The organism is Parahoeflea alexandrii (genome assembly GCF_027214025.1).
Lineage (GTDB): Bacteria > Pseudomonadota > Alphaproteobacteria > Rhizobiales > Rhizobiaceae > Hoeflea > Hoeflea alexandrii_A.
Genome location: NZ_JAPWHB010000002.1, coordinates 448411 through 464853, shown reverse-complemented (window position 1 = coordinate 464853; position 16443 = coordinate 448411). Strand labels below are relative to the sequence as shown.

The window sequence follows — 16443 nt, the reverse complement described above, 5'->3', positions numbered from 1 at the left end:
AAACATCATGACCTGGAAATTGGGTAGCGAGATCAAGGCAATCCTGTTCGACAAGGATGGCACACTGGTCGATTTCGACAAGACATGGGCTCATACGAACCGAAAGGCGGCGCTGCTTGCCGCGGACGGCGACGCGGTGCTTGCCGACATCCTGCTGTTCGAGTGCGGCATGGACCCGCTGACCGGCAAGACACGGGCGGACAGCATGTTTGCCGCCGCCAACGCCAACGAGATTGCGGCGCACATGGTGGCACACGGCAGTCCGGTCGAGGCCCAAAGGTTGGCGCGGCTGCTCGATCAGGCCTTCATCGAGGGTGCCGATACGCCCTGGCCGATCTGCGATCTGGACATGCTGATGCGGACCCTCATCGGGGCGGAGCTTTCCATCGGGATCGCCTCGAGTGACGGGGAAGCCAGCATCCGGCGCACGGTCGAGGTCCTCGGGATCGAGACTCATGTCAGCTTCATCGCGGGCTACGACAGCGGCCATGGCCCGAAACCCGAGCCCGGCATGCTGCACGCCTATGCAGCGCATCTGGGACTGGCTCCCAGCCAGGTCGCCATGGTGGGCGACAACAGGCACGACATGGAGATGGCCCGGGCTTCGGGCGCGGGCGCCGCGATCGGCGTGCTGTCGGGAACCGGCTCGCACCGCACGCTCGCGGAACTCGCCGATGTGCTGATCGGATCGGTGGCGGACCTGCCGGCGCTTCTTGCTTAGCGATAGCAGCCGCTGGGTTGTCAGCTGTTGCGGGCGGCCAGCAGATTGGTGAGCCAGTCGGGATCCATTTCCGGGACCGAAGACAAAAGCAGCTTGGTGTAGTCGGGGAAGGGCGGTGAGAGGATCTCGCTCTTCAATCCCTGTTCGACGACCTTGCCCTGGAGCATCACCACGATCTCGTCGGAAATCGCCTTCACCGTGGCGATGTCATGGGTGATGAAGAGATAGGTGATGTTGTACTCTTTCTGCAGCCGCAACAGAAGTTGCAGGATGCCTTCCTGGACGATCTGGTCCAGCGCCGAGGTCACCTCGTCGCAGATGATGACTTCCGGGTTTGCGGCAAGCGCGCGGGCGATGCAGATGCGTTGTTTCTGGCCGCCGGAGAGCTCGGACGGCAACCGGTCCATGAAACTCTCGTCGAGCTCGATCATCTCCAGCAGCTTGATCACCCGGGCTTCACGCGCCTTGCCGGTCAGCCCGAGATAGAATTCGAGCGGCCGCCCGATGATCTCCTCCACCGTCTGGCGCGGGTTCATCGCCGTATCGGCCATCTGGTAGATCATCTGGATCTTCTGCAGCTGGTCCTTGCTGCGATCCTTGAGTGCGGCCGGCAGCGGCTCGCCGTTGAAGCTGACGCTGCCGCTGAGCGGCGGCAGAAGCCCGGTGATCACCCGCGCGGTCGTCGATTTTCCCGATCCGGATTCGCCGACCACGGCGACGGTCCGGCCCCGCGGTATGGAAATGTTGACGTCGTGCAGCACCTTGATCGGGCCGTAGGCCGCGTCGACATGATCAATGGAAAGAACAATGTCCTCGCCCTTGACCTCCGGCTTTTCCAGCGCCCGGACAGACCATAGCGACTTGGTGTAGGGCTGCTCCGGCCTGGTCAGCATCTGCCGGGTAGGGGCCTGCTCCACCTCCTCGCCATAGCGCAGCACCTTGATGAAATCGGCCATCTGGGCAACCACGGCGAGGTCATGGGTGATGTAGATCGCCGCTGTGTTGAACTCCTCGACAATGTTGCGCATCGCCGAGAGCACTTCGACCTGGGTGGTGACGTCAAGTGCGGTGGTGGGCTCGTCGAAGATGATCAGGTCGGGACGCGGCGACATGGCCATGGCCGTCATGATCCGCTGCAGCTGTCCGCCGGACACCTGATGCGGATAGCGGCTGCCGATGGTTTCCGGGTTGGGCAGTTGCAGTGCCTTGAACAGTTCCACCGCGTCAGCCCGGGATTCGGCATCGGGCCTCAGTCCACGCCGGTTGGCGGCCTCCACCGTCTGGTCGATCAAACGGTGCGCGGGATTGAAGGAGGCTGCAGCGGATTGGGCCACATAGGCAATGCGGGTGCCCCAGAGCCTGCGCTTTTCCCGGTCGCGGGCTCTTGCCAGATCGATGCCGTCGAACAGGATCGAACCGCCGGTCAGCTTACAGCCCGGTTGGGTGTAGCCCATGGCCGCCTTGCCAAGGGTGGATTTGCCCGCGCCCGATTCGCCGATCAGCCCCATGATCTCGCCGCGGCGCAGGGTCAGGTCGACGCCCTTGATGATCGGGTGCCATTGCTCGTCGGAAAAGCCGTCAATGCGGATGTCGCGCATCTCCAGCAGGATCTCGTTGCGGTCGCCGGGCTCATTTGTCATCGCGAAGTCCGCTTGTCTTTTGGAGGAACCAGTCGACGATAAAATTCACCGCGACGGTCAGAAGCGCAATCGCCGCCGCCGGCAGCAGCGGGGTGATTGCGGCTGTCATGTCGTACTTGGCGAACTGGATCAGCGAGGCGTTGGCGCGGACCATGGAACCCCAGTCGGCGGTTGGCGGTTGGATGCCGACCCCGAGGAACGACAGCGCCGCAATGGTCAGGAACACGAAACAGAACCTGAGCCCGAATTCGGCGACCAGCGGCGGCATGATGTTGGGCAGGATTTCCCGCCGCATGATCCAGCCGAGACCCTCGCCGCGCAGTTTCGCCGCCTCGACATAATCCATCACCGCGACATTGACCGCGACGGACCGGGTCAGTCGGAACACGCGGGTGGAATCGAGCACGGCGATGATCATGATCAGGCTGGTGATGGTCGATCCGAAGATCGACAGCAGCATCAGAGCGAAGATCAGGCTCGGGATCGCCATCAGGACATCGACAAGTCGGCTCAATGCCTGGTCGATCCAGCTGCGGTTGATCGCCGCCACCAGGCCGAGACCGCCGCCGATCAGGAACGACAGAAGCGTGGTGGCGAGCGCGATGCCCATGGTGTTGCGGGCGCCGTAGATCAGCCGGGTCAGCACATCGCGGCCGATCTGGTCGGTGCCGAAGATGAACTCGTCGCTCCAGGGCGCGAACGGGACCGGATGGATCTCGGCCTCGCCATAGGGGGCGATGACATCGGCGAAGATCGCCACCAGAATATAGAGGGTGACCACGATCATGCCGAACCAGGCGCTCGGCGGGGCCGATTTCATCAGGAGGCCAAACCGCTCGAGGCGGGTCCGGCGCTTCCGGACCGCGCCGACTTCCGCTGCTGCGGCGTAGGTTTCGGGCTGTTGGGTCATCTCGGGTGCAGCAATCGCGGGTTGGTGACAATGCCGATGATGTCGGCGGTCAGGTTGAGCAGGATGTAGGTGGCAGCGAAAATCAGCGCGCAGGCCTGAACGACGGGGATGTCACGGCTGGTCACCGCATCGACCATCAATTGCCCGATGCCGGGATAGACGAACACCACTTCGACCACGACGACGCCAACCACCAGGTAGGCGAGGTTGAAGGCGATCACGGTGGCGATCGGCGCCCAGGCGTTCGGCAGCGCGTGCTTGAGGATGATCTCCGACTGCGAGGCGCCCTTCAGGCGCGCCATCTCGATATAGGGGCTGGCGAGCAGGTTGATGATGGCGGCGCGGGTCATGCGCATCATGTGCGCCACGATCACCAGGGTCAGGGTGAGCGCGGGCAGGGCCACCCGATAGAGCCTTTCGCCGAGCGCGGTGGAAGCATCGATGTTGGCAAGCGACGGGAACACCGGCCAAAGCGAGGCCAGGAACAGGATCAGGATGTAGGCGACGAAGAATTCCGGTGTCGAGATGGTGGTCAACGTCGCCGCATTGACCGCCCGGTCATAGGCGGAATTGCGATAGAGTGCCGCGGTCAGCCCCAGGAAAAGCGCCAGCGGTACGGCAATCAGTGCGGTCACGCCGGCCAGAAACAGGGTGTTCCACAGCCGCGGCATCACAAGGTCCACGACCTGACGCGAGCGATCCTGGCCGGATGCGTTGCGGCCCGAAAACGAGGTTCCGAGATCGCCCTGCAAAACCGACGCGGCCCACTCGAAATACCTGACTGGCGCTGGCTTGTCCAAGCCGAGCTCCTTGCGGAAGGCCGCCACGGTCTCCTCGGTTGCCGACTGCCCGAGCACTGCCTGGCCGAAGTCGCCAGGGAGCATCGATACGGAACTGAAGATGATGGCCGAAACAACGACAAGCGTGGCAAAGCCAAGCCCCAGGCGTTTCAGTATTGTCGCCAGCACAGCGTTCAACCGGCACTCCCCTCGTGATCGGATGGTCTTGGCGCCATCTTTTCAGATTGCTTCGGACCGGCGAATGCCGGCCCGTTGGCAGGTGCTGTATTGTTGGCCGCTTGGATGGGATTTGTAAACCGGGCGGCTGGATTTTACGGAGACAAGGCAAGGCGGCGGATGTTCTGCGTTCACCCGTTTCAATCCAGGGTGGCGAAAAACCTTATCAAACATCGTCTGGCATAACTGACAGGCATGCATTGGCCCTACATTTATTGGTCTTGGCGGGGCAAAGCTCGCAGTATCATTCGATCCGGTGAAACGGTTGACAACTGGCGTCAAGACGACAGAATAGACTGAAATTCCAAAATGTTGCGCGGTGCGCAGCGCTAATAAAGCACAATCAGGGAACCCAACGGAGGCTAATATGAGAGACGAATATCTGAAGAAGCAGGCGCGCTGGCTCAGCGAAGGCCAGATCGATCGCCGCCAGTTCATCAAGGCCGCCATTGCGGCCGGCCTCGCCGTGCCATCGGCATTGACGCTTGCGACCGATGTGCTTGCGGCGACGCCAAAGAAGGGCGGAAAGCTTCGCCTCGGTTCGTCCTATGGATCGACCACCGACACGCTTGACGCAGGCACCTCGGAACACGGCATGACGCAGGCGATCAACTACGCGCGCGGCAACCAGCTTACCGAAATCAGCAACGAGGGCGTTCTGGTTCCCGAACTGGCCGAGAGCTTCGAGCCGGCGAACGGCGCCAAGACCTGGATCTTCGACCTGCGCAAGGGCGTGGAATTCCACAACGGCAAGACCATGACCGCCGATGACGTGATCGCCACCTTCAATTACCACCGCGACGAGAATTCGAAGTCCGCAGCCAAGGGCCTGCTGGGCGGCGTCACCGATATCAAGAAGGACGGCGACAACCGCGTGATCTTCGAACTGAGCGGCGGCAATGCCGACTTCCCGTTCATCGTGTCGGACTACCACATCATGATCATGCCCTCGACCAACGGCAAGATCGAGGACCCGAACAGCCCGGTCGGCACCGGCGGATACATCATCGAAACATTCGAGCCGGGGGTCCGCACGACGGCCAAGCGCAACCCGAACTTCTTCAAGGAAGGCCGCGCGCATTTCGATGAATGCGAGTTCATCACGCTGCTCGACACCACCGCACGCCAGAACGCAGTCATGAACGGCGACGTCGATTTCATCGACAACGTCGATCCGAAGACCGTGGCGCTGCTCGGCCGTGTGCCGACTGTTCAGATCTTCGAGACCACCGGTACACAGCATTTCACCTTCCCGATGCGGGTCAACATGGCGCCGTTCGACAATTACGACCTGCGCATGGCGCTCAAATACGCCATCAAGCGGCAGGAACTGGTCGACAAGATCCTTCTCGGCCACGGCAAGGCCGGCAACGACGTGCCGGTCAATGAGTCGATGCCGTATTTCAACACCGAACTGCCGGTGCATGAGTTCAATCCGGAAAAGGCAGCCGAACACTACAAGAAGTCCGGCCATTCCGGCCCGATCCAGCTGTCGGCTTCCGATGCAGCCTTTGCCGGCGCCATGGACGCCGTGCAGTTGATCGCGGCATCGGCCAAGGAAGCCGGGATCGATATCGAGATCGTGCGCGAACCCTCCGACGGCTACTGGTCGAACGTGTGGAACAAGAAGGCCTGGTCGGCATGCTACTGGGGTGGCCGTCCGACCCAGGACTGGATGTATTCGTCCGCCTACACGAACGACACCGAGTGGAACGACACTGCCTGGAAGGAAGGTGCGGCCGCCGAAAAGTTCAACGAGCTTGTTGTCATGGCTCGATCCGAAACCGACGACGCCAAGCGCAAGGACCAGTACTGGGAAGCGCAGCGGCTGTTGCAGGACGATGGCGGCGCCATTGTCGGCATGTGGGCGAACTTCATCCATGCCCATTCCAAGGCGCTTGTGCATGACGACAAGGTTGCCGCCAACTGGCAGAGCGATGGCAACAAGGTCGCCGAGCGCTGGTGGTTCGCCTGATCCTAGGCACAGATTTGCCAAGAGACGGCCGCGGAGTGATCCGCGGCCGTTCCCGTTTCCAGACCGGCCCCGGCCGCGTCGCCGCGGTGCGGCGGCTCTACGGTTGAGACGCTGCCGGTATGGGGAAGACCAGGTCGTAGAGCCAATTGAACGCGAATGTGTAGACCAGGTAGAATGCCGCAAACGACACGTCCATCAGGAAAGCCTCGATCAGGCTGACGCCGAGATACCAGGCGATGAACGGCAGCAGGATCAGAAGCAATCCGCCTTCAAAGAGGAAGGCATGGAGAATCCTGACGGCGATGCTCTTGCTGACATGCCCGGCAATCCGCAGCAGGGCGTGGTCGAACAGAAGATTGTAGAGATAGTTCCAGCCGGTGGCGATCGTGGCGCCGACCACGGCGACAACCCCGACATGGCCGGCAGGCATGTCGAAGGCCCAGGCGCCAAGCGGCGTGACCAGAAGCAGCGCGATGATTTCGAAACTCAGCGCGTGGCGGATTCTGTCTTTTGTGGTTCGCATGGAGATCCCCAGCTCCTCGTCGGGTCGTCCCGGCCACAATTTTCCCGGATGGGGGAGGTCGTCCTCGCTTGACAGGGTTATGAACGGAAATGTGGGTGCCTGGCAAGACCGGCTTCTTCTAGCAGCCAGTCGCGGAACAGTCCGGCGTCGGGGTGGGCGGTCTCGTCGTAGTTTGCAATCAGGTGGAACGCCTCGTCGACCGGGACAGCCAGGTCGAAAGGCGCGATCAGGCGGCCCGATGCTAGGTCCTCTTCAGTCATCGATGAGCGGCCCAAGGCAACGCCTGCGCCTTTCGCAGCGACCTCGAAGGCAATCAGCGATGTGTCGAAATGCAGGCCGAGGCCCTTGTCGATCTCGACGCCCACGCCTGCCGCGTTGAGCCACAATCCCCAGCCCTCCTCATAGCCGAGCACGTGCAGCAGCGCGTGATTTGCCAGATCCTCCGGCTTGCGGATGGGGTTTTCACCTTCAAGCAAGGCGGGGCTGCACACCGGCGTGATCGTCTCCCAGGTCAGGCGCTCGGCGTTCAGGCCGGGCCAGTTGCCCGCGCCATAGCGGATGTCGAAATCGAATTGCTCCTTTTCGAATTCATCGCCCCAGACACTGGAAATGATCCGGATGGTCACTCCGGGGTGGCGCGCCATGAACCTGGGCAGCCTTGGCGCCAGCCAGTTGATCGAAAATCCGACCAGGCAGCGGATTGTCAGCATCTCGCTGCGGCGGCGGCCGAACACTTCGTTGGTGCCAGCAGCAAGCCGGTCAAAACTGTCGCGAACCTTGGGAAGATAGGCCTCGCCCGTCTTGGTCAGTTCGAGGCTGCGGGGGTTTCTGATGAACAATTGTTCGCGCAGATAGAGTTCAAGCAGCTTCACCTGCTTGGATATCGCCGCCTGCGTCAGGTTCAGCTCGACTGCGGCCTGGGTGAAGCTCAAGCGCCGCGCGGAAGCTTCAAAGGCGCGGAGCCAGTTGAGTGGCGGCAATTTTCGGCTCATGCCTGATCTCTTTATCCAGCAACGAAGTCACAGACGACGCACAGGTCGTTGACCGTGCCGTAGCACGGATTTCCGATCCGGCCTGTTCAGATCACGACGACTCGCGGTTGGACGGGCTGTCCCGGTTGCAGTCCCCCATGCGGCCGCATTGGCAGGCCTCTCACACGTTCTCCAGATCGGTTAGGAGTTGCAAGGGCAGTCGTGCCGCCCTTCCTGAACCATTCAGGCGCAGATGCTCCTTTCCGACTGTCGACTGCGGACGATGATCCGCGACGCATTCCGGCCACGGGATCAGTTGGGAAGCGCGGTTTCACGCGGTTCGGCAAAGGACCGCACGGTCTTGAGCGCGCCTTCCAGCTGGTCGCCCTTTTCGTCGGCCAGTGCGGCCTCGCGCAAAAGCTTGCACCAGTGCGCTGCATCGTCCCGGCCAGCGAGCAGGGCGACGCCATCCATGACCCGATCAAACTTCGACAGGCCGCGCGCATGGGTGTCGGAGTACCCCTTGACCAGGCGGCGGTTGCGCAGGGTTTCGACGCCGAGCGCATAGCCGATCTTGCGGTAGGTCATGGCCTTGTCGAGCCAGGCTTCCATGTGCTGCTTCTCGATGGCGTGACGTAAGGTGCCGCGCCGGTACTTGCGCAGTCCGCCAAGCACATAGAGTTGGGCGAAGGGAAGAAGGCGGTCGGTCCTGAGCCTGCGACCCTTGTTGAACAAGCGATCGATCAGCCGCATGCTGCTCTCGCTCTTCGAAAGCCTGCGGCCGAGGCTCGAGGGCATCATGCCGACGATTTCCTCGGCGCGGGGATGCATGAATTCGGTCAGCTTCATCTGCGCGCCCTTGGCCGGGCCGATCTCTGAGCGAACGCGGGCAAAGCGGCTGCCGCGGGTCTTGAGGTCTGCGACGCGGAAGACGTCGTCATAGGCCATCGCCTTGGCGATATATTTGGCGGCTTCGCGGGTCAGTTCGTATCCCTTGGCCGGGTCATCCTGGGCGAGCACCTGTTCAAGCCGGTCGAGATATTCCGCGCCATAGTCGAGGTCCTGGAAGTCAACCACCGCGCGAAGCCCGGTGAGCGCCATGTCGCGGGCCGCCTCGGGCATGGCCGCGGCACGGGCTTCGAGCTTTGACCAATGTTCGACCAGATGCTTCGGTCCCGCCGGCGTATTGGCAGCGGGGAGCTTGGCCTGGCCGGACTGTGGTCGTTCGATCTTGCCGCCGGTGGCGGCGTCGAAGCTGGCTGCGAAAGCGCGAAGACTGGCCTCAACGCCGCGCCCGGACGCCTTGATCGCGGCTTCGAAACTTTCGCGCTCGAAAGGCAGCGCGCCGGAACCGGCAAGCGCGCCGAACAGGCTGGCTGAAATCATCGAGCCGGCGTCGACCGCCATCTTCTCCATGTCGAAGGCGATGAAGCGCTGTGCGGCGATTTCAGCTGCGGCGATCACTTCCTCGGAATCGGCGATGCCGTCGCCGGGCACGGTCTTTTCCGAGACCGCGAGAGCCCGGTGCGAAGACGCGATCAATGTCGTGCGGTCGGGGGTGACGAAACCGCGCATGATGGCGCGGCCGGCCTCCATCATCTCGGCGGCGACCAGAATGTCGACGTCGCCTGCGGCCGGCAGAAGAGAAAATACTGGAGCGCGTTCCTGCGCCGGCGCCATTTCCATGTAATAGATCGTGGCGCCTGTGCGCTGGGCGACACCCGCCACCGAGGTCGCCTGCACCACATAACCATTACGGTGGGCACAATCCTCGATCCAGTTGGTGAGAACGCCGCCGCCCTGACCGCCGACGGCCATGATCGCCAGCTTGATGATCTGATCCAGCGCCGGGTCGTGGGCCTTGGATTGCAGTGCTGTTTGGGTCTTGCTTGCCATTAATCAGGTCCGGACGAATTCGATGCGGCCGCGGGAGCGGCGGTTTTGCAGCCAGGCGATGGTGCGGCTGGTGAATGAGCCGAGCGTGCGTTCGAGCCAGCCCGGATTGTGCACGACATCGGCACGGAAGAAGGACGGGCACAGCACCGCGGCATCTGCGACTTCGCCACAATTGCCGCAGCCGACGCAGCTCTGGTCGATGCTGGCGACCGGGTCGTCCCTCAGCGGATCGTCGAGTTTCTTGAGCGACAGCGACGGACAGCCCGACAGCCGGATGCAGGCGTGATCGCCGGTGCAGATGTCCTCGTCGACGCCAAAGCGCGGCTTTTCGACCCGGCGACCTTCCTTGATCGCCTTGTTCATCAGCGGCTTTTCGCGGCGCTGCTTGTTGAGCATGCATTCCGACGAGGCGACGATGACCTTGGGTCCGACATGGTCGGTGGTCAGCGCCTCTTTCAGGATCTCGCGCATCTTCGGCACATCATAGGTGCGGTCGATCTGGCGGACCCATTTGACGCCCACGCCTTTAACAGCATCTGCGATCGGGTGGCCGGTGGCCTTGCTGGGGTTGTCGGCGCGCGAGGAAAGAATGTCCTGGCCACCGGTGGCGGCGGAATAGAAATTGTCGACGATGACGATGACGCCGTCGGACTTGTTGTAGACCGCGTTGCCGATCGATGACGACAGGCCGTTGTGCCAGAAACCTCCATCGCCAAGGATCGAGATAGAGCGCTTGTCGCCGCCGCCGTCGAAGGCGGCGTTGGAGGCCGGGCCGAGGCCGTAGCCCATGGTCGAGCCGCCGATTTCGAAAGGCGGAAGGCTGGCGAACAGGTGGCAGCCGATGTCGCCGGCGATCTGGTGCTTGCCGAATTCCTGCTCGGTCATTTTCAGGGCGGCGAAGATCGGGCGCTCCGGGCAGCCGGTGCAGAACCCGGGCGGACGGATCGGGACCGTCTTGGAAAGGTCGGGCAGCGCCGGCTTCTCTTCGGAGTTGGGTGCGCGCAGGCGGGCCGGCAGCAATTCGGGGGCAGCCTTTTTCAGGAAGGCCTCGATGCCGTCGAGCATGATCTGGCCGGTGTATTCGCCGGCCATCGGCAGCATGTCCTTGCCGTGCAGGCTGATGCTCTTTCCGGCGCGGTAAAGCGCTGATCCCAGGGCCTGCTCGATGAATTCCGGCTGACCTTCCTCGACCACCAGCACCGAGGACTTGCCTTCGCAGAATTCGAAGAACTCGTCATTGACCAGCGGGTAGGTGACATTGAGCACGTAGAGCGGGATCTCGGTATCGCCATGGATGTCGGCGAGACCGAGGCGCTGCAGCGCGCGGATCACGCCATTGTACATGCCGCCCTGCAGCACGATACCGACGGGGGCTTCCTTCGGGCCGAACATCTCGTTGAGCTTGTGCTCGACGATGAACTTCTGCGCCGCCGGCCAGCGGTTGTTGATCTTGTCGTGTTCCTGCATGTAGGACATCGGCGGCAGCACGACGCGGGCATAGTCGCTACGCGGATTGGCCAGCGCATCCTTGACGGTAAAGGGCGGACGCTTGTTGTCCTTGGCCGCAAAACTGCCGGTGACATGGCAGGAGCGGATGCGGACCATCAGCATGACAGGGGTGTTGGTGGCTTCCGAGAGCTCGAACCCCTGGTGCACGGACTGGACGATGGAGGGCAGGTTGGGCCGCGGATCGAGCAGCCACATCTGCGATTTCATGGCGAAGGCATGGCTGCGCTCCTGCATGATCGAGGAGCCTTCGCCGTAATCCTCGCCGATGATCACCAGAGCGCCGCCGGTGACGCCAGAAGAAGAGAGGTTGGCCAGCGCATCGGAGGCGACATTGACACCGACCGGTCCCTTGAAGGTGACCGCGCCGCGGATCGGGTAATGCACGGAGGCCGCCAGCATCGCTGCGGCTGCCGCTTCGGAGGCATTGGCCTCGTAGCGCACGCCGAGTTCTGTGAGGATTTCCTCGGCATCGGCGAGCACGTCCATCAGGTGGCTGATCGGCGCGCCCTGATAGCCGCCGACATAGCCGACGCCGGCTTCCAGAAGCGCTTTTGTCAGCGCCAGAATGCCCTCGCCGGAAAAGGTTTCACCTTCCCCGACCTTGAGTTTCTGGACTTCCTTGGCGAATGAGCGTTCAGCCATGCTGTGTCTTTCCCGTCATTAGAAATCGTGCTTGCGGATGTTCTTGAGCATTTTCTGCAAGGTGGTGACGAAGGCCTGGCGCTCTTCGTCCGGGATGTCCTTGAACATCTGCGCATAGACCCGGGCCATCGAGGGCCAGAGCTGGTCGAGTGCCGCGCGACCCGTCCCGGTGATGCCGATACGTGTCACCCGGCTGTCATTGGGATCGGGTCCGCGCCGGACAAGACCGTCGGATGCAAGCTGATCGAGGGCGCGGCTCAGTGTCGACTGTTCAACCACGGCATAGACCGCAAGGTCGCTGATCGGCAGGTCATCGATAACCGAGAGAACCGCAAGCGCGCGCATCTTTGGCGTGGTCAGCCCGAGACCGGTCATTTCCTGCCGCAGATCGGCATTGTAGCGGCCCATGATCCGGTTCATCAGGTAAGGCGCGAAATTGGACAGACCGATCTCGCCCAGCCGCTGAATCGGTTCGGACTTTTCAGTCTCCGGGGCTTTGGCCTCGTTCATCCGCCCAACCTCTTTGCCAGAAGGAAGCCCGAACCGCCGCCGAGTCCGGGACCCGGATGCGTCGAGGCACCGATATGATGCAGGTTGGGAAGCGCGGTCGCATTGTTCACCGACTGGGAGAAGGGCCGCCAGATGAAGAACTGGTCGAGCGCACAGGAGCCGCCATAGGGGTCGCCGCCAACCAGATTGATGTTCATGGTTTCGAGATCAGCCGGCGAATAGGCCTTGCGGGCGAGGACGCTGTCGCCGAAACCCTCGATATGGGCGGCGAGAATCGCTTCGATGCGGTCGGCGAAGGCTTCGCGCGTGGCCTCGCTCCAGACGCCATCGGTCGCGATCTCGCCGGCGGCGTCGCCCTTGATGGCGCGGGGCGCATCCGGGATCTGCAGCCAGAGGATCGACTTGCCCTCCGGGCAGCGGGACGGATCAAGCCGGTGCGGCTGGCCGACGCAGATGGTCGGCGTCACCGGCAGCATGCCGCGCTCGGCCTCGTTGGAGGATTTGGATACGGAATCGATGCTCTCGGCCAGGTGGATCAGAGCGACGTCTTCAAGGCCCTGGGTTTTCCAGCGGATCGGTCCGTCGATGGCGTAATGCAGCTGGAAATTGCCGCGGCCGTGGCGGAATTGGCTCAGGCCCGATTTAACTTCCTGCGGCAGCTTTGCCGTCTCTTCGCGCAGAAGCCTGTTGTAGAGCTGTCCCGGCGCGACCGAGCAGATAACATGCGATGCGGCGATGTCGGAGCCGTCGGCGAGCCGGACGCCTGTTGCCTTGCCGTTCTGCACCAGTATCTTGTCGACATCGGCGCCGCTGCGCAGTTCGCCGCCCTTTTCCTCGATCAGACGTTTGAAGGCTTCGACGGCCTGACCGGCGCCGCCCTTGACCACCGGCGCGCCGGCGGCTTCGAGCGCGAAGGCAATGACCTTGCCCATCTGGCCGCCATAGGCGGATTCGGTCGTCAGTCCGGTGTGCAGCGCCCAGGGCGCCCAGAGCGCCTGAACGAGGCCGGAGGTGTAATTTGGTTCGAGCCAGGCCCGGATCGGGCGCAGGGCCTCTCCCATCCAGGCGGCGAGGCCGCGGAGACCGCGCTTCCAGGCCTGCTGGATCAGCAGCTTGGCGGTTGGCCAGCTCCACAATTCGCCGCCGAGCAGGGCAAACAGAAAGGGCGCATCGGCCTCGATCGCGCCGACATCGGCGCCGTGACGGTCGCCATCGCCTGCCGAGAGCGCGTTGAAAGTCTTGATATTGGCCGCCCGGTCGGTGGTCAGGACCAGCGAGGAGCCGTCGGGCCTCAGCACGGCAGTCGGGTGCGGCGTATGGCAGAACTCCAGTCCATGCCGCGCCAGATCAGGTCCGAGCGCGGCATGGGCGGGGGAGGTGAGGAAGAGCACGAAGGTTGCCGCCATGACGTCATGGTGGAACCCCGGCAGGGTGATTTCCTCGGTGCGCATGCAACCGCCGAAGCGGTCGCTGCGTTCGAGAACCAGCACGCGTTTCCCTTTCGAGGAAAGCATGGCCGCGGCAATGAGCGCGTTGATGCCGCTGCCCACGATGATGTGGTCATAATCTGCCATCGTCCTGGTCCCTGGCGATCTCGCGCCTTAGCTGCGTGCAACCAGCGCCATGGCGCGGATCGGGCTGCCTGTGCCGTTGACCAGCTTCAGCGGGGCGGCAATCAGGACCGCGCCCTTGGGCGGCAGCTTGCTCAGATTGGCGAGCGAGGCGAGGCCGTATTTGTTGGCCGCGTGCAGCAGGTTGTGCGCCGGAAACGGCGGTTCCATGCCGCCGGCCTGGCCGGCATCGGTGCCGATGCACTGTGTGCCCCAGCCGACGGCGCCCTTGGAGAGGATATACTGGATGCAGTCGACGGTGGGGCCAGGCGAATGCGGCCCGGTTTCGTCGGCGTTGAGGTAGGCATTCTCGTCACCGGCGCGCGCGTCCCAGTCGGTGCGCATCACCACCCATTCGCCGGGCTTGATCTCGCCGTGCTTGGCTTCCCAGGCCTTGACGCCCGCGGCGTCGAGCAGGAAGTCGGGATTCTTGGCGACTTCCGCGGAGCAGTCGATGACGTTGACGGGCGCAACGAAGTTCTGCGGCGGAATGGTGTCGGTGTAGCCGTCGGCATAGTCCTTGCCGGTGATCCAGTGATGCGGTGCATCGAAATGGGTGCCGGAGTGCTCGCCGATCTTGAGCCAGTTCCAGGCCCAGAACGGACCGTCATTGTCATATTCGGAAATCCTGTGGACCTCGATCTTCGGGGTGTCCTTGGCGAATTCAGGCGGCAGCTTGAGAAGAGGCGTATCCGGGCCCAGCGATCCGGAGAGGTCGACGACCTCGACTTTTCCCTCAAGCAGCATTGCGGCGAGATTGCCCAGTGTTTCTGCAGCATTCATGAGTGATCCTCCTCTGGCGGGGCCTGTTGTGTTTCCGGTTGCGACCCAGATTATGGGCCAGCGTTCTGCGATAAATAGATGCTAGACAAAATAATATGCATTTGCAATTATAAATCTCGAATGGGGATTTGGCGCGGTGCAGAACGAGTATGACGCGATAATTGTTGGCGCCGGCGTGAACAGCCTGGCCTGCGCGGTGCATCTGGGCGCCAAAGGCTGGCGTGTCGGCGTGTTCGAGCAGGCTGGCACGCCGGGCGGGGCGGTCAAGACGCTCGAGCTGACGGCGCCGGGCTTTCGTCATGACTGGGCCGCAATGAATTTGAGCCTGTTTGCGGGTTCCGTGTTTTTCAAGGCCTATGGCGCGGACCTGATTGGCCGCGGGCTGGAGTTCGCGCCCGCTTCGCATTGTTTTGCCAGCGTTTTCGATGATGGCAAATGGATGGGTGTGAGCACCGGAGCGGGCGAAACCCGGGCCCGGATCGCAACATTCTCCGAAGCCGACGCCAAAGCCTGGGACAGGCTTTGCGCAGAATTTCCCGGCACGGCCGAATATGTCTTCGCCTTGCTCGGAAATCCCATGCAAATGCATATACAAGGCAGGCTTCTGGCAAAGGCGTTGTTCCGCAAGGGCTTCGCCTGGACCGCGGATCTGGTGCGCATGCTGCTGTCGTCGCCGCGCAAGTGGCTGACGGAGACCTTCGAGTCCGAGCATGTGCGGACGACGTTGGCCGCTTGGGGCATGCATCTCGACTTCGCGCCCGACATGGCTGGCGGCGCGGTGTTTCCGTATCTTGAATCGATGGCCAACCAGAATTTCGGAATGGTCATCGGCAAGGGTGGGGCGGACACCGTTACCCGGGCGCTGGTGTCGAAGATCGAGGCGTCGGGCGGCGAGGTCCATTGCGGCAAGCGGGTGGCCCGGATCATCCGCGATGGCGGCAAGGCGACCGGTGTCGAGCTTGCCGACGGTTCAAGAATCAATGCCAGCAAGGCGGTGATCGCCAATGTCGCGCCAAGTGGGCTGATGTCGCTGCTCGAGGGCCAGTCCGGCGATGCAGGGTTTGACCGCAAGATGACCGGCTTCGTCCATGCGCCGGGCACCATGATGATCCACCTGGCGCTCGATGGCCTGCCGGACTGGACCGCGAGCGAAGAGCTCAAGGCATTCGCCTATGTGCACATCGCGCCGTCGCTCGACCAGATGGCGCGCACCTATCAGCAGGCCGTTGCGGGACTTTTGCCGGACGAACCGGTTCTCGTGGTCGGGCAGCCGACGGTGGTCGATCCGAGCCGGGCGCCCGAGGGCAAGCACGTGCTGTGGGTCCAGGTGCGCATGGTGCCGGGTGAAATCCGTGGCGATGCGGCCGGCAAGATATCGGTAACCGACTGGGCGCAGGTCAAGGAGATCTATGCAGAGCGGGCGCTCGATATCATCGAACGGCATGCGCCGGGCATTCGTCAGAAGATCATCGGCCGGGCAGTGGTGTCTCCGCTCGATCTCGAAGCCGACAACCCGAACCTGGTCGGCGGCGACCAGGTGGCCGGCAGTCATCATCTTTCACAGAATTTCCTGTTCCGACCGGCTCTCGGTCATGCCACGGGAAAAACCCCCGTCGAGGGTCTGCACATCACCGGCGCCAGCGTCTGGCCAGGTGCGGGCACCGGGGCGGGTGCAGGCTATATGCTCGCCCAGAAACTGGGCGGGAAATGAACACCCAAAATAACAGGGAGAACAGC

Annotated in this window: 13 protein-coding genes; 3 read left to right on the top strand and 10 right to left on the bottom strand. The window is 62.8% G+C overall.

What is annotated here, in order from left to right:
- Positions 1-7: 7 nt before the first annotated feature.
- The gene (locus tag O4H62_RS08395; RefSeq protein WP_269386971.1) at positions 8-721 is read left to right on the top strand and encodes an HAD family hydrolase; all 714 of its coding nucleotides are present in this window, start codon (positions 8-10) and stop codon (positions 719-721) included.
- Between the two features lie 20 nt (positions 722-741).
- Here O4H62_RS08395 and O4H62_RS08390 read toward each other — a convergent pair whose 3' ends face one another.
- From O4H62_RS08390 to O4H62_RS08380, 3 genes are read right to left on the bottom strand one after another with little or no spacing between them, the layout of a single operon-like run.
- A complete protein-coding gene (locus O4H62_RS08390; RefSeq protein ID WP_269386969.1) occupies positions 742-2361 on the bottom strand; it encodes an ABC transporter ATP-binding protein in 1620 nt (539 codons plus the stop codon).
- Entirely contained in the window at positions 2351-3271 is a 921-nt protein-coding gene (locus O4H62_RS08385; RefSeq protein WP_269386967.1) for an ABC transporter permease, read from the bottom strand. The genes O4H62_RS08390 and O4H62_RS08385 overlap by 11 nt, the downstream gene beginning before the upstream one ends.
- Positions 3268-4248 (bottom strand): ABC transporter permease, encoded by a 981-nt coding sequence (locus O4H62_RS08380; protein ID WP_269386965.1) that lies wholly within the window; start codon positions 4246-4248, stop codon positions 3268-3270. Before O4H62_RS08380 ends, O4H62_RS08385 begins: the two co-directional genes overlap by 4 nt.
- Before the next feature lie 406 nt (positions 4249-4654).
- On the opposite strand from O4H62_RS08380, the gene O4H62_RS08375 reads away from it, so the two are divergent.
- Positions 4655-6262, top strand: a complete 1608-nt coding sequence (locus O4H62_RS08375; RefSeq protein WP_269386963.1) for an ABC transporter substrate-binding protein — start codon at positions 4655-4657, stop codon at positions 6260-6262.
- Positions 6263-6359: 97 nt separating this feature from the next.
- On the opposite strand, the gene O4H62_RS08370 is transcribed toward O4H62_RS08375, so the two are convergent.
- From O4H62_RS08370 to O4H62_RS08340, 7 genes are all read right to left on the bottom strand, one after another.
- On the bottom strand, positions 6360-6785 hold the full coding sequence (locus O4H62_RS08370; RefSeq protein ID WP_269386962.1) for a PACE efflux transporter: 426 nt from the start codon (positions 6783-6785) through the stop codon (positions 6360-6362).
- Between the two features lie 77 nt (positions 6786-6862).
- Positions 6863-7777: a transcriptional regulator GcvA gene (gene gcvA, locus O4H62_RS08365; protein ID WP_269386960.1), complete on the bottom strand. Its 915-nt coding sequence runs from the start codon at positions 7775-7777 to the stop codon at positions 6863-6865.
- A gap of 291 nt (positions 7778-8068) precedes the next feature.
- Positions 8069-9652, bottom strand: coding sequence for an indolepyruvate oxidoreductase subunit beta family protein (locus tag O4H62_RS08360; protein ID WP_269386959.1), 1584 nt, complete (start codon positions 9650-9652; stop codon positions 8069-8071).
- 3 nt (positions 9653-9655) lie between these two features.
- On the bottom strand, positions 9656-11803 hold the full coding sequence (locus tag O4H62_RS08355; RefSeq protein WP_269386957.1) for an indolepyruvate ferredoxin oxidoreductase subunit alpha: 2148 nt from the start codon (positions 11801-11803) through the stop codon (positions 9656-9658).
- Between the two features lie 18 nt (positions 11804-11821).
- Positions 11822-12313: a MarR family winged helix-turn-helix transcriptional regulator gene (locus O4H62_RS08350; protein ID WP_269386956.1), complete on the bottom strand. Its 492-nt coding sequence runs from the start codon at positions 12311-12313 to the stop codon at positions 11822-11824.
- Positions 12310-13887 (bottom strand): phytoene desaturase family protein, encoded by a 1578-nt coding sequence (locus O4H62_RS08345; RefSeq protein WP_269386954.1) that lies wholly within the window; start codon positions 13885-13887, stop codon positions 12310-12312. Before O4H62_RS08345 ends, O4H62_RS08350 begins: the two co-directional genes overlap by 4 nt.
- 27 nt (positions 13888-13914) lie before the next feature.
- A complete protein-coding gene (locus tag O4H62_RS08340; RefSeq protein ID WP_269386953.1) occupies positions 13915-14706 on the bottom strand; it encodes a cyclase family protein in 792 nt (263 codons plus the stop codon).
- A gap of 136 nt (positions 14707-14842) precedes the next feature.
- On the opposite strand from O4H62_RS08340, the gene O4H62_RS08335 reads away from it, so the two are divergent.
- On the top strand, positions 14843-16417 hold the full coding sequence (locus O4H62_RS08335; RefSeq protein WP_269386951.1) for a phytoene desaturase family protein: 1575 nt from the start codon (positions 14843-14845) through the stop codon (positions 16415-16417).
- The last annotated feature ends 26 nt before the right edge of the window (positions 16418-16443 follow it).

What these genes read in the sequence shown, in the direction of transcription:
- O4H62_RS08395 (WP_269386971.1), top strand. Translation starts at nt 8, where the DNA reads ATGACCTGGAAATTGGGTAGCGAGATCAAGGCAATCCTGTTCGACAAG.
- O4H62_RS08390 (WP_269386969.1), bottom strand. Translation starts at nt 2,361, where the DNA reads ATGACAAATGAGCCCGGCGACCGCAACGAGATCCTGCTGGAGATGCGC.
- O4H62_RS08385 (WP_269386967.1), bottom strand. Translation starts at nt 3,271, where the DNA reads ATGACCCAACAGCCCGAAACCTACGCCGCAGCAGCGGAAGTCGGCGCG.
- O4H62_RS08375 (WP_269386963.1), top strand. Translation starts at nt 4,655, where the DNA reads ATGAGAGACGAATATCTGAAGAAGCAGGCGCGCTGGCTCAGCGAAGGC.
- O4H62_RS08370 (WP_269386962.1), bottom strand. Translation starts at nt 6,785, where the DNA reads ATGCGAACCACAAAAGACAGAATCCGCCACGCGCTGAGTTTCGAAATC.
- gcvA (WP_269386960.1), bottom strand. Translation starts at nt 7,777, where the DNA reads ATGAGCCGAAAATTGCCGCCACTCAACTGGCTCCGCGCCTTTGAAGCT.
- O4H62_RS08360 (WP_269386959.1), bottom strand. Translation starts at nt 9,652, where the DNA reads ATGGCAAGCAAGACCCAAACAGCACTGCAATCCAAGGCCCACGACCCG.
- O4H62_RS08355 (WP_269386957.1), bottom strand. Translation starts at nt 11,803, where the DNA reads ATGGCTGAACGCTCATTCGCCAAGGAAGTCCAGAAACTCAAGGTCGGG.
- O4H62_RS08350 (WP_269386956.1), bottom strand. Translation starts at nt 12,313, where the DNA reads ATGAACGAGGCCAAAGCCCCGGAGACTGAAAAGTCCGAACCGATTCAG.
- O4H62_RS08345 (WP_269386954.1), bottom strand. Translation starts at nt 13,887, where the DNA reads ATGGCAGATTATGACCACATCATCGTGGGCAGCGGCATCAACGCGCTC.
- O4H62_RS08340 (WP_269386953.1), bottom strand. Translation starts at nt 14,706, where the DNA reads ATGAATGCTGCAGAAACACTGGGCAATCTCGCCGCAATGCTGCTTGAG.